11 protein-coding genes are annotated in these 17,057 nt (G+C 44.5%); 9 read left to right on the forward strand and 2 right to left on the reverse strand.

Annotated elements, in window-relative coordinates; all coding sequences use genetic code 11:
- Positions 1–29: 29 nt before the first annotated feature.
- The 9 genes from MHZ95_RS19125 to MHZ95_RS19165 all read left to right on the forward strand — a co-directional run bounded on the left by MHZ95_RS19125 (position 30) and on the right by MHZ95_RS19165 (position 15,756).
- Positions 30–941 carry a DMT family transporter gene (locus tag MHZ95_RS19125; protein WP_239392394.1) on the forward strand — a complete coding sequence of 304 codons (912 nt, stop codon included), beginning with the start codon at positions 30–32 and terminating at the stop codon, positions 939–941.
- A gap of 265 nt (positions 942–1,206) precedes the next feature.
- On the forward strand, positions 1,207–2,511 hold the full coding sequence (locus MHZ95_RS19130) for an alkaline phosphatase (protein ID WP_239392395.1): 1,305 nt from the start codon (positions 1,207–1,209) through the stop codon (positions 2,509–2,511).
- Positions 2,512–2,919: 408 nt separating this feature from the next.
- Positions 2,920–4,080: an aminotransferase class I/II-fold pyridoxal phosphate-dependent enzyme gene (locus tag MHZ95_RS19135; protein WP_239392396.1), complete on the forward strand. Its 1,161-nt coding sequence runs from the start codon at positions 2,920–2,922 to the stop codon at positions 4,078–4,080.
- Between the two features lie 283 nt (positions 4,081–4,363).
- Positions 4,364–5,431, forward strand: a complete 1,068-nt coding sequence (locus MHZ95_RS19140; RefSeq protein WP_239392397.1) for a CAP and S-layer homology domain-containing protein — start codon at positions 4,364–4,366, stop codon at positions 5,429–5,431.
- Between the two features lie 395 nt (positions 5,432–5,826).
- Positions 5,827–6,996, forward strand: coding sequence for a S41 family peptidase (locus tag MHZ95_RS19145; RefSeq protein WP_239392398.1), 1,170 nt, complete (start codon positions 5,827–5,829; stop codon positions 6,994–6,996).
- 111 nt (positions 6,997–7,107) lie between these two features.
- Complete coding sequence (locus tag MHZ95_RS19150; protein ID WP_239392399.1) at positions 7,108–8,400, forward strand: nucleotide sugar dehydrogenase; 1,293 nt, start codon at positions 7,108–7,110, stop codon at positions 8,398–8,400.
- On the forward strand, positions 8,397–9,107 hold the full coding sequence (locus MHZ95_RS19155) for a WecB/TagA/CpsF family glycosyltransferase (protein ID WP_239392400.1): 711 nt from the start codon (positions 8,397–8,399) through the stop codon (positions 9,105–9,107). The genes MHZ95_RS19150 and MHZ95_RS19155 overlap by 4 nt, the downstream gene beginning before the upstream one ends.
- A 697-nt stretch (positions 9,108–9,804) precedes the next feature.
- Positions 9,805–13,281, forward strand: a complete 3,477-nt coding sequence (locus tag MHZ95_RS19160) for an S-layer homology domain-containing protein (protein ID WP_239392401.1) — start codon at positions 9,805–9,807, stop codon at positions 13,279–13,281.
- Positions 13,282–13,389: 108 nt separating this feature from the next.
- On the forward strand, positions 13,390–15,756 hold the full coding sequence (locus tag MHZ95_RS19165) for an Ig-like domain-containing protein (RefSeq protein WP_239392402.1): 2,367 nt from the start codon (positions 13,390–13,392) through the stop codon (positions 15,754–15,756).
- A 631-nt stretch (positions 15,757–16,387) separates the two neighbouring features.
- On the opposite strand, the gene MHZ95_RS19170 is transcribed toward MHZ95_RS19165, so the two are convergent.
- Both MHZ95_RS19170 and MHZ95_RS19175 read right to left on the reverse strand, forming a co-directional pair.
- Positions 16,388–16,531 (reverse strand): hypothetical protein, encoded by a 144-nt coding sequence (locus MHZ95_RS19170; RefSeq protein WP_239392403.1) that lies wholly within the window; start codon positions 16,529–16,531, stop codon positions 16,388–16,390.
- Between the two features lie 101 nt (positions 16,532–16,632).
- A partial coding sequence (locus MHZ95_RS19175; protein ID WP_239392404.1) for a hypothetical protein occupies positions 16,633–17,057 on the reverse strand: 425 nt, incomplete at its 5' end.

Consider the following 17,057-nt stretch of genomic DNA (forward strand, 5'->3'; position numbering starts at 1 on the left):
TCATCCAAACCAAAGGAGGGATCAACCCCATGTGGAAAATCTACGCCTTACTCACAACGACCATGCTCATTTGGGGATTCAACTTGCCACTCCTCAAATATCTCATTACGGAAGTCGAACCTGTCACCATGACAGCGTTCCGCATCCTGTCTGCCAGTATCGTCGTCTTCATCATCCTTGCTGCACTTAAACTTCTTCGTTTACCTACTCGAAAAGAGTGGCTTTACATCCTGGGAGGCGCACTTCTCAACGTTGTTCTTCACCATTACTTCCTAAATATGGGCCTTGCCCGCACATCTGGCACAAACGCAGGACTCATCCTAGGAACAGGTCCCGTTCTCACGGCCATTTCCGTCTCGTTGATCTTTCGCAACTACCCATCCAAAATCCAATGGCTCGGCGTTGGCTTCGGACTGATCGGCGTCAGCTTCGTCGTCCTGGTGGGTGGGGAAATGAGCGGACTCGCACTCGGCGACATTTACGTCTTTATCGCCATTTTGGTCCAAGTTCTATCATTTCTAGTGATCTCGAAAGCCGCCAAAACCCTTAATCCGCTCACCATGACTGCCTACATGATGGGCATCGGCAGCATCTTTCTAATCATCATCAGTCTCATTCAAGAACCCGGCGAAATCCAAGTATTCGCCACAGTACCGTCCGTCTTCTGGCTCGGCTTCTTTGCCAGCGCCATCATCGGTACCGCAATCGGTCACATGCTCTACAATTACGCAGTCGGAAAAGTCGGCCCATCCAAAGCCGCCATCTTTATCAACTTCAACACCCTATTTTCATTACTCGGCTCCATCCTATTCCTAGGCGAAACTGTCTCCGCCCGCCACCTCATCGGGCTCCTCTTCATCATCGCCGGCGTCATCCTAGGATCCGGCGCCGCCGAAGACCTATGGAAAAAACGACGCGAACAACAAGAAAAAACCGCTTAACAGCGTCGCTTACTTTGGAATAATTGAGCCAAGCCAACACCATCCAAGCCGTCCAAAACTCTGGACGGCTTTCTTATTAACCTTCATTCCGCGAGAAAAATTGCCATCATGACATCTTCCTATCAAAGCAAAGCAAGACTTCCATTACAATTAGTTTGGCACACTCCGCCTCCAAAAGTTTAACAATCTCTTACACTACTTTAATAGTCCGTTAACAAGCGAGAGATATAGTTAGAACGTACGCAACTTTGAAGGAGGAATTCATTTGAAGAAAACGTTGAAGAAAAAGATGATGATCGGTGCGATTGCGGGGAGTCTTACCGTTGGAAGTTTTATAGGGATCACCTCACTGCAACCGGCTGAAGCGAAAAGCACACAATCCAATGAAAAAGTGGAGAACGTCATTTTTATGATTCCGGATGGATATTCTAGTTCGTACGCAACAAACTATCGCTTGTATAAAGGCGAAGAATCGGTAATGGATTCACACCTTGTGGGCATGCACCGGACGTATTCCGCTAACTCGGAAGTGACGGATTCTGCCGCGGCTGGAACCGCGATGGCGACGGGAACAAAAACGAATAATGGCGTCATTAGCATGGATCCGGATGGCAACAAGCTTGAATCGATTTTACAAGCTGCAGAAAAAAGCGGGAAATCATCAGGGTTAGTCGCTACTTCCACGATTACTCATGCCACGCCTGCCGTTTTCGCTTCAAATGTTGCAACGCGTGCCAATGAAAAAGACATCGCGCCTCAATTCCTTCAAAATGACGTTGACGTCATCCTAGGCGGCGGTAAAAAGTATTTTAGTGATGATTTATTAAATCAAGCACAACAAGATGGTTATGAAATTGTATCAGATGCGCAATCGTTAAACGATGTTAAGAATGCGGACAAGTTGATTGGACTTTTTGCTGAAGATAGCTTAGCTCCTGAATTGGATCGTGAGACGACGAATGAGCCAAGCTTGAAAGAAATGACAACAGCAGCCATCGATGTGCTAAGCAAAGATAAAGATGGATTCTTTTTGATGGTCGAAGGAAGTCAAATCGATTGGGCTGGCCACGATAATGACGCAGCATGGGCGATGAAAGACGCAGAAGCGTTTGAAAATGCAGTAGAGGCGGCACTGGATTTCGCGAAAAAAGATAAGAAAACGTTAGTCGTCATCGCAGGTGACCATGACACGGGCGGTATGTCAGTCGGCGGTTACAATGAATCAGGCGCTAATCTGGAAATCCTTAAAAATGTGACAGCAACCGGCGATTTCATGGCAGCTCAGTTAAATGAAGAGCGAAGCAATATCCAAGAAATCGTAATGGAATATGCCGATATTACATTATCCGTAGAGGAAATCGATCAAATCAAACAGGCAAGCGACCCATCATTCGAAATTAACTCAATCATATCCAAGCACGCACTCGTCGGATGGACGCATACAGGACATACGGGTACAGACATCCCTGTCTACGCTTACGGTCCACAAGCTCACAAATTTGCAGGCCTTATCGAAAATACAGATTTCCCACAACTGATGGCAGAAGCCATGAAAATCCCATTTAACTAAACCATAAATTGGTCCGCTCCTCTCCACGAGGTGCGGACCAATTTTATATCAAAAAGACAATAGTAGGCACAAACCAAGCCTCGCCCCCACGCTCAAAGCCTCCCCCAAGTGATCAAAGCCTCCCCCAAGTGATCAAAGCCCCGCCCTCGCGCTCACAGTCACTCCCAAGTGATCAAAGTGCCGCTCCCGCGCTCAAAGCCACCCTCCAAGTGATCAAAGCCCCGCCCTCGCGCTCACAGTCACTCCCAAGTGATCAAAGCACCGCTCCCGCGCTCAAAGCCTTGCCCTCGCGCTCAAAGCCACCTCCCAAGTGCCCAAACCAACGTCCCTCCAAACAACCTCCCAAAAACCAAACCACACCCACCCCGCATACACTAGACTACCTAACCACCAAAAGGAGGACTCGCCATGACACCTTCCATCAATCCGCGCGTGCAACAAATTGAACTGTCAGGTATCCGGAAAATCGCGAATCTGCTCACCGATTATCCCGACGCTATCAATCTCACCGTCGGGCAGCCCGATTTCCCGACACCCGACCGCGTCAGACAAGCAGCCCATCAAGCCATCAGCAACAATCAAACTGCCTACTCGTCTAACGCTGGTCTACTCGAACTCCGACAAGCGGCATCCACGTTTTTCGCAGACAAATATGGTTTCACGTATGATCCGAAAACGGAAATCCTCGTCACAACCGGTGCGAGCGAAGCGATGGATGTCGCTTTCCGCACCATTCTTAAAGCTGGCGATGAAGTCATCATTCCCGTACCGAGTTATACCGGCTACGAACCGCTCATCAAACTCGCAGGCGCAAAACCTGTCTACTTAGACACAACCCAAACCGACTTCATCCCGGATCCGCAGCAAATCGAACAACTCATCACACCTAACACCAAAGCGATCGTTTTCAACTATCCATCCAACCCGACCGGCGTCACCATCCCGCGCCCAACGATGGACGCCCTTGCCGCTACACTCGCCAAACACGACATTTTCGTCATCTCGGACGAAATCTACAGCGAAAACACATTCGTCGGGGAACACCGTTCGTTCGCCCAATACCCTGAATTAAAAGATAAACTATTCCTCATCCACGGCCTATCCAAGTCCCATTCCATGACCGGTTGGCGCATCGGTTTCTTGTTCGCCGCATCCCAATGGACAACACACGCCGCCAAAATCCACGCTTACAACACCATTTGCGCCAGCGTCCCATCCCAGCACGCCGCCATCTGCGCACTGACCGAATGCCGACAGACGCCTGCGGCAATGAACCACGAATATATCCACCGCCGCGACTACGTTTACACCCGGCTCACCAATATGGGTCTCCCGACCGTCAAACCGACCGGCGCCTTTTATATGTTTCCTTCTATTAGAATAGCCAACATGACCGCCGACCAATTTGCCCATACCCTGCTCGACGAAGCCCGCGTCGCCGTCGTCCCGGGCACCGCCTTCACATCCTACGGCGAAGGCCATATCCGCATCTCCTACGCCTACGCCTTCGACCAACTCGAAATCGCCATGGACCGTCTAGAAAAATGGCTCGGAGACCGAACACCGTAAACGTTCATATTGAAATGCTGTATATATTACCACCCTTTAGCTTCCGGCGGGGTGGTTTTCTTGTTTTCTAAAATGCTTTTCCGAAAGAAAAATGCAATTGTTTCCCGTACAATTCAATTGAGTCTTTTGTATGAATTAACTCTCATCCCACTCACCAACATCCCATCTTCATCCACAACATCACCCCGAAATCCCTATAACTATAAAACTATTAAAATAGTACAATTTAATAGAAAGAACCCGATTTTGATTTCAATAAAGTCGCACAAAAGGAGGGAACATCATGAAAAAATACATTTCAGCAGCCGTTCTATCAGCAACTCTATTATTCTCATTTCAACCATTCACCCAAGCTGCCACTTTCAAAGACGTTCCGTCAACACACTGGGCGCATGAAGCGATTACGAATATTTCCGATCGCGGTCTGATCAACGGCTATCCGGATGGCACCTATCGGCTAAACGAGCCCGTCACCCGTGCCCAAGCCGCCAAAATTGTCGCGCTCGCCATTAACGCCAAACCATCTGCGAATTTCAAACCACAATACCGGGATGTCAGCCCTGCACACGGCGCCTATGACCATATTCGCGCATTGACGGAACGCGGCATTTTCACGGATGGGGAACAGTTCCGCCCGAATGATCCGCTCACCCGTGCCCAAATGGCCAAAATGCTCGTCATCGGCTATGACATCATCGTCGACGATAACGACTATATTCGATTTGAAGACGTCCGGATGATCAACCAATATTATGGCTATATCATAACGCTCGCCGAAATCGGCATCACTACCACATCGCCCGGCGGCACGTATAACCCGAACGGCAACGTCACCCGTGCGCAAATGGCCGCATTCGTCGACCGGACAACGAAATTCGATCAGAACCGTAAAAAAGGGCTAATCTACTATGATCAACAACTACGCAAATACCGAGACAAAAAAGCATCCGAGCCGCCCGCACCCGTCGTGGACAACCCGACCCAAACCATCCAATTGGTCAATGAACAGCGGAAACAACTCGGCATCAAAGCACTCGTCCAGGATGAAAAATTAGCCGCCATCGCTCAAAAAAAAGCCGAAGACATGGCCGCCAACAACTATTTTGCACATCAGTCTCCAACATACGGATCTGTCGACCAAATGCTCGACACCTTTAATTACACGTGGACAGGCTATGGCGAAAACATTGCCAAAGGCCACACCACACCAGAAGCTGCCGTTGATAGTTGGATGAACTCACAAGGCCACCGCGCCAACATCATCAACACCAAGTTCACCAACATCGGCGCAGGCTACGCAAAAGACACTACAGGAACCACCTACTGGGTCCACCTATTTACTCAAAAATGAAGCTCGATGACAGAAATAACCGTCAAACCTTGGTAGGGGGGACGGTTATTTCTTTTTCAATAGGAAAAAGATGACTGACAACAACGTCATAATGATCATACAACCCAACCTTCACTTTCAATCAACCACTGCCCGCGCTCAAAGACCTCCGTCTCCCGCTCAATCAATCACGGCTCGTGCTCAAACACCTCGGCACCCGCTCAATCAACCACTGGCCGCGCTCAAAGATTCTCGTCACTCGCTCAATCACTCACCACTCACGCCCAATCAACCACCGTCCAACCACTCCACCAAAAAAACCAAATTTTCCCCAGCACTATGTATCTATCACCTAAATCGCGGGTATAGTTTATAATACAAATAGAACCTATACCCACGAAAGGGGGATCATTCGGATGAAATACCTTCAAATAGCACTACTTACAGTCTTTTCCCTCTTCCTATTCACGCCATTCGCTGAGGCGGATACCGTTGAGGATATTAAGTTTTATGTAGAAACGTATTATTATGGGGACATTCCGAAAGACTTGGACAAGATGACGACGGTGGAGGAAATCATGGGCTCCTTGGATGAGTATTCCCGTTACCTGTCTGCGGAGGAGTACCGCGCTTATGTAGGGCATGTTGCGGAGGACACTACCGAGCGACAAGCGGCAGCAACGGCTACTGAAAACCAGCCCGCGGTCACCTCGTCCATGCTGTACGGCAATATCGGTTATATCAAAATTTCCACATTCTCCACCGATCTCGGACAAAAAGTGGAAAAGCACTGGCTCCAGTTGCAAAAAGCCGGCGCCACCGAACTGATTGTCGACCTCCGTTACAATGGGGGCGGCTATGTGGAGAGTGCCGAACAGCTTCTCGGATTCTACCAAGGCGTGACAGATGCCTATCATCTACTGACGCGGGAAGGCAAGGAAACGATCAAGCCGGTTCCGAGAAAGACGAAATTCCCGAAGCAGTCGTATTTGCTCGTCAATCGTTATTCGGCTTCCGCATCTGAAATTGTCGCGGCCGCGTTGCATGACACCAACACCGCAACAATCGTCGGCGAGACGACAAAAGGGAAGGGGAGTGTCCAAACCTTTTTCGAATTCGATGACGGTTCGGCACTCAAACTGACCATCGGCAATTTCACAGGCCCGAAAGGAACAATCGTCCACAAGAAAGGCATCACGCCGTCAATCAAAACAACACCGGACAATGAACTCACCACGATGCATCAGCGGTTGTTGAACGCATCCTTCATTAAAAAGAGTTATCGCAAGACGGAGGAACTGAAAAACGTCGTGACCGATAAAGTCTTTCACGTCCAGTTCACCCAGCCGATGAACTTTTCGGACAAGCAAACGTCCAATACAGTAGAGCTAGTGAAATTGGGCGGCGTGGCCGTCCCGATTCAATTGAAGAACAACGCTGATGACATACTCGACGTCATCCCGAACAAAAACTTGCAAGTCGGCGGCTCTTATATGCTCGTCGTCCACCCGGGCGCCAAGAACACGAAAGGCCGCACCGTCAAACAAGGTACATTCACACCGATCTCGGTGACGGGTGCCCGTTAAGACACCGCAAGGCCATTCGATAAGCAGGCACTCGCAAGTACCAAAGCAGTTATGGTATAATCAACAAATGTTTACAAGGACAAGCACCATCCAACAGAGAGGAACATACCAATGACGAAAAACATATGTGTCGTAGGACTCGGCTATATCGGCCTGCCGACAGCCGTCATGTTCGCCAATAGCGGCGTGCGCGTACACGGCGTCGACATTAACGAAAAAGCGGTCAATATGATCGCCAATAAACAACTTCATATAGAAGAGAACGGTCTCCAAGAACGTCTCGAACAAGCTATCGACGAAGGGATGTTCACCGTCTCGACAGCACCGACGGAAGCGGACGTCTACATCGTCGCCGTCCCATCTCCGATCAATCCGGACAATACGGCGAACTTGGAATACATCCGTCAAGCGACGGCGTCCATCGTCCCGTACTTGCAAAAAGGCGCACTCGTGATTCTCGAATCGACGGTTCCACCGAAAACCGTGGAAAACGTCATGTTGCCGGAACTTCGCAAATCAAACCTCGTACTCGGTGAAGAACTATTCGTCTCACACTCACCGGAACGCGTCATCCCGGGCAAGATTTTCGAAGAACTCATCAACAACGACCGAATCGTTGGCGGCATTACACCGAAATCGGCTGAAATGACGAAAGAACTATACAAAACGTTCGTCCAAGGGGAAATCCACCTGACAGACGCGACGACAGCTGAACTTGTTAAAGTAATGGAAAACACATACCGCGACGTCAACATCGCCTTCGCCAACGAACTTGCGAAAATCGCAGAAACGATCGACGTGGACATTTGGGAAGCAATCCGATTTGCTAACTTCCATCCGCGCGTTAACATCCATACGCCGGGACCTGGAGTAGGGGGACATTGCATCGCCGTCGATCCATGGTTCTTAGTGGAATTAAGCCCAGACAAAGCCGACATCATTAAGAAGTCACGCCTGACAAACGATGGCATGCCGAAATTCACAGCCCAAAAAGCGAAAGCGCTATTGGAAGAACAAGGCATCGAAAACGGCAAAGTCGCCATTCTCGGACTTGCGTTCAAAGGGAACGTCGATGATATGCGGGAAAGCCCATCCACGGAAGTGATTAAAGAACTCGAAAACATCGGGTTAACCGTGACATCATTTGACCCGCATATTAAAGACATGCAGCACCCGACGCAAAAAGAATCACTCGGACAAGCTGTACAAGACGTCGACTTGATCATCCTGACGACGGATCATAATGAGTTCAAAAACATCAATCCTGAAATGCTGAACACCGGCGATACGAAACCGCTCGTCCTCGATACGAAAAACGCGCTCAACCGGGACAAATGGGAACGTGCAGGCTTCCGTTTCTTCAAACTCGGTGACGGGAAGCACAAAGGAAACGCTTCTATATGAAAGAAGAAATTTTAGGTGTTCAAGTCAATACGGAAAACTACGATGAGCTGATCCCGAAAGTATTCCAGAACATCGAAGATAAAAAGAAATCACTCGTCGTGGCCATCAACCCGGAAAAGCTGATGAAAGCGAAAGAAGATCCGGAACTGAAAGCGCTCCTGAATCGGGCCGAGTTCCAGATCCCGGACGGTATCGGAGTCATCATCGCGTCCAAACTGCAAAAAGGGAATATCACATCCCGTGTGACGGGCGTCGATATGATGGACCGTATTGTAAGAGAAGCGGCACGCACACAGAAGCCTATCTTCTTATATGGTGCCAAGCCGGGCGTTGCAGAGAAGGCGGCTCAAAAGCTGATCGATACCTACCCGGATCTCATCGTAGCCGGCACACAAGACGGTTACGAAAAAGACACGCGCAAAGTCATCGACACGATCAATCAAGCGAAGCCGGATATCCTATTCGTCGCCATGGGTTCACCGAAACAGGAACAATGGATCGAAAAGCACCGGGACGAGCTGCACCCCATCCTCTATCAAGGCGTGGGGGGCTCTTTCGATGTACTCGCAGGGAATGTCAAACGGGCACCTGCCATATTCCAACGTTTCGGGGCGGAATGGCTCTATCGTTTATTGAAAGAACCGAGCCGTCTCAAGCGGCAAATGAACCTCCCGAAATTTTTATTAGAAGTTTTTTCCCGGAAATGATAATTGAGCACTTGTAATCTAGTAAATTAGGTGCTAGAATACGAGTTGTAAGGATAATTTCCTCTAAAGCATATAACAACGCCACGCAGGTCGAAATCGGTTGGTTGACCACACAAAAAGGCTTGAACAGTTCCCATCTGTTCAAGCCTTTTTGTATTAACGAAAAGCGGAAGGGGCCGTTTAGACGCGACAGACATAAGGCGAAGATGCGGCGTGGTACTTTTTGCCACAGAGTAGCTTTGACTTATGACCCGAGCGTCTGGCCCCTGGAGTCTGGACAGCGGAAGAAGAAGTGGCAACTACTATTTTAAAAGACAACTCGAGTGACAAAAAAATGAACTTTTTGCGAACTCCATAACCCGTCCATTTCTACCTCACAATCACGCTCATCCTTGATACCACGCTAAATATCCAGAAAACATACGCAGCCGTCATAACACCCATACAAAAGAAATTTTTTTGTAACATTAATCCAATAACAGTAAAACACTTGATATATATCTAAAATACGCTAGAATAATATAAGCGACTCAGGAATCTCGAATCTTGCAGAACGGAAATTACGATATTACTAATTTGTAATTGACATCCTTGTCGCAAATATCTATACTTTACTGTGTAATGGCTTCTTACTTTCCATTTTGCCGTGGAAGTAGATGACAAATTTTATTTCTATCTAAGAGGAGGAAATTATTCAATGGCTAACCAACCATCGAAGTACAGCAAATTTTTACTTGGCGCTGCATCAGCTGCTCTCGTAGCATCCGCAGTAGCACCAGTAGCAAGCGCGGCAGATTTTAAAGATACAAAAGGGAACACGCACGAAGTAGCGATCGATGCACTATCTGATCTAGGCATCATCAATGGCTACCCGGACGGTTCTTTCCAACCAAACAAAACTCTAACACGTTCTGACGTTGTTAAAATGATGGGTAAATGGCTTGTATCTCTTGGACACGAAGTGCCAACAGACTACAAATCTAACCCACGTTTCACAGACTTAAACGCTAACTCTAACAATGAGTTGCTTCAATATGCTGCATTAGTAGCAGACCATGGTGTATTCCAAGGTAACAACGGTAAACTAGATCCAACTGGTAACATCACGCGTGAAAACATGGCATTGGTTCTTGTTCGCGCTTACGATGCGATCAACGGAACTGACCTTGTTGAAACTGTGAAAGCGGAAGATTTCGACCGTGACGTAACAGACCTTGCAACAGCTAAAGCTGAAGCACGTCCGTACATAGATGTGCTGGATTTCTATGATATCACGAACCCAGCAGCTCCTGTGTTCAACCCGAAAGGAACGACTACACGCGGTCAATTCGCATCATTCCTTCACAGAACTGCTAACCTTGAAGAAACTGCACTAGAGCTTCGCATTATCGATGTAGTTGGTTTGAACGACACGAACCAGTTCCTACAAATCAACTTCAGCAAACCGGTAACAACAGGTCTTGATCCTTCTGATATCCAAATCAGAAACTCAAAATCTGGCGATTCTTACGGTGTACGTGAAGTGAAACTTGCTGCTGACGGTAAAAGCGCACAAGTTGAACTCTTCCAACCAAGAGAAGGCGACATCGTTCTTGAGTATGTAACAGATTACGACATCTCTGTTAATGCAAACGGCGAATTGTTGACGTTCGTATTCAACCGTCCACTATTCTCTGAAGCTCGTATCGTTGACATCGATGTAGCAGGTAACAAATTCACTGCTGTAGATGACAAAACAGGTAACTCTGTAACTGTTAAAGTACTAAAAGATACTGAGTTCGACTACCAAGGTGCAATTGGTGAACTAGTACGTGTTTGGTACAATGGCGACAAAGAACTAGTAAAATATGAAATCCAATCTGCAACTGCTGAATATGATGCGATTGAAATCGATGATAAAGATACAATCAAACTTATCACTGCAGACAAAAAAGTGGATATCACTGACGACGAGTACACTGGCAACAACAAAAACGACGACTATAAGTTCAAACTTTATGTTGACGGTAAAGAAGTTACAACAAGCAATGGTGAAATTCCATCTGATCTTGCTAAAAAACGTTTCAACTTTGCGAAAGTTGGATACGACAAAGCTGGCGAAATCGAGTACGTTAGCGCTTATAGCCTAAACGAATTCCTAGTTGTTGACAAAGTTGACGGCAAAGAAATCGTTGGTATCGAAGGCGATGCTTCAGGTTCATTCAACGCTAAAGATGCAACAATCATCAAAGACGGCAAAGTCATCTCTCTTGACGATGTCAAAAAAGGCGACATCTTGTTCTTCAGTAACGATGCAGATGATAAAGACGGATTTGCAGAAGTATTGAACAACACAGTGAAAGGTAAAATCACTGACACATTCCTAGAAGCGATCCGTGTAGACGGAAAAACATATGATTTCGTTCACGATAAAGCAGAAAGCGACAAGTTTGTCAAAAAAGACTATGCTAACGCTGTGTTCTTGAACGATCGCGACAGACTAGAATACATCGATGAAGATACTGCAGAAGAACTACAAGCAGCTGGCGATGTTACATTGTACTTCGACCGTGCGGGTAACCTAGTTTATGTTGGCGGAGATACTGCTGACGTTGCGAAAAACACAAAAACTTCTATCCTAACAGAAGACATCAAAGTTAAAACTGACTTTGGTAAATCTGTTGCACAGTTCGAAACTGTCAACCAAGATGGTGACGACAAATTGTATCAAATCGATCTAGAAACGTTGAAAACAATCGTAGTCAACGGTAAAGATTATGATATCGATAAAAACGCTGACGAGTCAGACGAGTGGAAAGTTTCACACGACGACACGCACATCGTGTTAACTAGCGGAACTGGAGTAGTTGAGCGAATCGCTCTTAAAGCAGCTGGTACAGTTGTTAACTTCAAACTAGACGATGCTAGCGTTGTGAAAGAACTTGAATTCTTCACAAGCACATCTGCTAAAGAAGGTTACGGTTCAACAACTAGCGTTGTAGAAGCTGGCGACAACTATGTTGGCGGTAAGCGTCTACTAAGCAACACTGTTGTATTCGATGCGAAAAAAGCAGCATCTAACGGCACAATCGATGAGAAAGATGTAAAAGTAACTACATGGAGCGAATACAAAGGTTCAGACATCACTTCATCTTACTACATCTACAATGATGACAACGAAGTTATCGCGCTAGTTATCAAAGATACAAGTGCACAAGATACAGTAGAAGAATCAGCGCTTATTACAAATGTACTTCGTAATTCTGATAAAGAAATCATCGAAATCACTGCATTTGTTAATGGAGCTAAGAAAACATACAAAGTTGACGAAGTGAAATTCGACAGCGTTGAAAAAGGTTCAACTGTTGTACTTGAGTTCGATAAAGACAACTCTGACGTTATCGATGATATCAAAGCAGCTACTTCTTCATTCGTTAAAGAAGATCTGATTGTTGATACTGTAGATTCTGGCCGTCGTGAAGTTACATTTGTTGACGGAACGAAAGCTCGTCTTGTTAGCAATGGTCTAGTTCTTAACGGATCAGATAGCACAGATATCACTACAAAAGCATTGAGCGACCTTCGTGGTGAGAACATTAAAGTAACAGTTCTTTATGACGAAAAAGGATCTGAGTTCGCGAAGTACTTCGTTTACGAGAAAATCTCTAAAGCTGATTACGATGAGCTGAAAGCTGATCAAACAAAAGATCAAGTTGCAAAAGTAGAAGCTCTAATCAACGCACTTCCAACAGCTGCTAACATCAAACTTTCTCACGAAGCTGATGTTAAAAAAGCACGTGATGCTTACGATGCATTGACAACTGCTCAAAAAGAGAAAGTTTCAAGCACATACGTTGAGAAACTAGAAGCTGCTGAAAAAGCAATTGCTGATCTTAAAGAAGAAAACCCAGTTGAAATCGAAATTACAACTGCAACTGCAGTAGGAACAGATCTTTCTGCATTGCTAGGTAACTACACTTACACAGTTGAAGGTACAGTTGCTGGACAGGATGTTGAAAAAGTAACACTAACATTCACTGGCGAAGACGAAGATAAAACTGAAACTGTAGATGTAGTAGACGGTAAATTCACTTTCACAGCAACTGCAGGAGACTTGTTTGGAGTATACTCTAAAGTTGAAGTTTCTTCAGGAAATGTGAAAAAACAAGCAGATATTAACGTATCTGTACAATAATTTAGAACTAGTAAGTCTTGTGAGTCTAGTAGGTATCTATTAGACTCACAGACTTTGTTAAATCTATCAATCTATTAATCTTACTATTTATTGGAGGGTATACCACAGATGAAAAAGACAATCAAAGTCTCCGCAGCTACTGCGATAGCTCTATCTGCATTGACGCCTGTTGCTGCATTCGCTGCAGAGTCAGCAGCAGACACTGGATTCTATACAGCAAACAGCTATACAACAGGAGCAGATTTCCGTGCTCTTTCTACAGCTGAGAAAAGAGCTATTCTTACAAATCCAGAAACTGTTTTAGTTATTGGTGGTAAAGTTTACTTTGCTGCAGACGCAATCACAGCAGCTACGAATGCTGAGTTGGCAGAAGTTGCTATGACTGAAGCAGCATTCGAAGCACAATATGGTGAATTGACTAAAAATGGTTATGATAATCCTGAAGCACCAGTTGGTGATCTTAAGGTTGAATCGGTAAGTGCGACTAACAATCAAACTTTAGAAATTAAGCTTAATAATGCGATTACTGAGGATCAAGCTGAAGAAATTGAAGAAGCTGCGAACCGAGTTGTTGTATACACTGCAGTACAAGACCAAACTAATCCAACAGCGACATCTACAGTAATTACATTTAGTGAAGATCGCAAAACTGCAACTGTTATTTTAAATGCTCCGCTAAATACGGGTGCTAAATACAAAGTTGCGTTTGTAGATAATAATACAACTCCAGCATTGGCAAAAGTAGTGACTGAAACATCTAGTTTTTCAGAATTAATCTCTGGCTTAGAAACACCAGAAGTAACACCTGAATCATCACAAGATGAATATACATTAACTTTTGATAAGAAAATGAATGCTGCTGCAGAAACAAATACTAACTATACTGTCTATGATTCTACAAATAATGCTGTAGCAAGTGCCGTTTCTACTGCAGAATTTGTAACGAACTCAGGCGATAAAAAAGTAAAACTTACTGTTGCACCTGGAACACTACAAGCCGGTAAAACATATACAGTAATCGTTAATAATACTAATGTTACAGCAAATGACGGTACACAACTTACTGCTGCTCAAAGTAAGTTTACTATAAAAACTCCAAGTGTTACTGAAGCTACACCTAAAGTAGCTGGAATTCAAGTTACTGGGGAAAATGAAATTACTGTATTATATGACAAAGATCTGAAAACTAATGGAACTGTTGATACTGATTTAATTTCAGTTAAAAAATCTACAGGCACTCCATTAGTCGTATCTACTGCAGCTATTTCTGGAAAAGAGTTAGTAATTACTACAGATTCTGGTTCGGAATTGGAAGCAGGAAAATCATATAAACTTGAAGTAACTGCTAACGCGGGCATTAATGATGTATATCGTAATGTTACAACAACAGCTATTAATACAACAGTTAAAGCTGCTTCAAATGTAGGGGTAACTGCAGTTAACGGGAAATTTGTACTTGACACTACTAATCCAGGGCAATATGACTTAATTTTAACATTTGATCAACCAGTAAATGCTATTCCGAGTGCGGGAGCTGGTGATGTTGTAATTAACTCTTTAGGATCTACAATTGATATTGCTGGTACGACTGCGATTAGTAAATATTCTAAAGATTCTACAGGTAAATCTTTAATCATTGAAGATGTTGCTACTGCTTTCAGTGGGTTAGATATGGAAGCTGGTAAAACTTACGAAGTAGTTGTGAAAAATGGTGTAATTGAAACTTCAACTGCTACTGGAACGCCAAACACAAATGGAGAAGATTTGAAGACAAATGTTACTGGTATTGATGTAACTGCTCCAGAAGTGGATACTACAACATTAGTTTCAGCAGACAAAATTACTGTTAAGTTTGATGAAGTTATTAATATTGAAGACTTGAAAGCTGGAGATATTGCAGTTGAAGGTTTTGTTAAAGGTATTGATGGATCAATTACTCAGCAATCACTTTCAGGTGCAAGTCAGTTGAAATTCTCTGCAAGCGGTGATACTTTAACAATTACCCCTGCAAATAGTGCTGTTAAGTTTGTAACGGGTGACGTTGCAGGAGGAATTTCTAACTATGTAACTATTGCTGCTAATACAATTAAAGATGCTAACGGTTATAAAAATAGTGCTATTACTATTACAACTGTTAAAGATTTAGCCGCTCCTGTATTATTAGCAGGTTCAGCAACAGGTACAGATGATGTTGTATTAACATATTCTGAAGATGTAGATTTCAAAGCAACTGGTGGTTCTGACGAAGAAGCAACTCAATTCGTAATTGGTGGAGCAGAAGTGAATGGTTTTGCTACAGCAGCCGGTGCTTCTAGTAATGAGATTACTATAACATTAGCAAGTGCATTTGAGTCTGCAAAAGATTATTCTTCTACTACAATTACTTATACTCGTAATACTAACTATCAAGTTGAAGATGCAGAAGGTTTAATTGCAGTTAATGGGAAATTAACTGGTATTGAAACAGGCTTCTAATTAAATTTTATATACCAGATTCTAACATGATTTTGGCTATTTAAATTTTTTAGGTATGTCTAGTAGTCTAGTGCTAGTATTTGAAATTTGATTAAAAAGAGAACAGCCAACTGTCTTTCGGGATGGTTTGCTGTTTTCTTTTCTACTCAACTTTCAGTCATATATTATCATCTTGAATACAAATCATGAATGCCCTGCTTCCACTAACGGAGGTAGGGTTATTTCCATTGGAGGGATTGTAAATGAAGTAGTATGGAGTAAAAGCAGAATAGTTGAGATGGTCGATGGTGAAGGAAGGGGTGAATCAGAAACATGTTCCCGCTAAGCGGGTCGTTATTGTGTCGTTGGAGTTGTTCAAGGAATCAAGCGGCATCCACAGTTACAGTTGATGCTATGGGATTTGCAACTGAATGAAGCTACAGCCGATCGTTTGTTGATTCCTTCCGCATGCCATCTTGTACGGAATACAGAACATAACGTTCGTACCATCCTAGAAGTCACCAATTATGTGATATTTATTTTGGAAGTACAATATGGGGATTGGCTTGGAACTGAAAAAAGAATGGAGCTTCAGCCTTGAATGGTACGCTATTAGTATCGCTGGTTCGATTAAGGAATTGTTTTTTCCTCTTCATCGCTCGACTAATCCTTTTAGAGTTTTCGTGTAATTATTTACAACAAAATCAAAAGCATCTTTGTCCAATTGATTTCTTTGGAATGGACCGGTCTGCTCTGGACAATTCTTTTCTACTTGTTTTTTTGATGCATTATCCATTTCCCTAGAAGTGTCCTCCGTGTTCATAGGTAATTATCCCTTTCCGTCTGTAAAATGATTGTTTCCAGTAAAGACATACATATTAGTTTGGTTATTAGAACTCATATGTTTTCGGTTGCTTCTTCAATTATTTCGATCCGGCCATCAGAGTGTTCTTTCACCACCTGACCGATCTCGTTCATGTATATGATATAGGAGTCAAAAAGGCTTGCTTCGAGACGGGCACGAGCTCCTGTAAGGCTCGCCCATTTATTTAGATATTCTATATGCACTTCCATCAACAATCCCTCCTTCTCAGTTAAATACTCATTTCGCACTGCCTGTAGTATAAGTATACACCTTGGTTTTCTTTTATAAAATGTCGATAGTGCCAGGAGAGAGGGAAGGGATGTTTTTTCTCCTTCCCTCTCGTTTCCTCTCTCGTTTCCTCTCTCGTTTCCTCTCTCGTTTCCTCTCTCGTTTCCTCTCTCGTTTCCTCTCTCGTTTCCTCTCTCGTTTCCTCTCTCGTTTCCTCTCTCGTTTCCTC

The organism is Sporosarcina sp. ACRSM (genome assembly GCF_022346545.1).
Lineage (GTDB): Bacteria > Bacillota > Bacilli > Bacillales_A > Planococcaceae > Sporosarcina.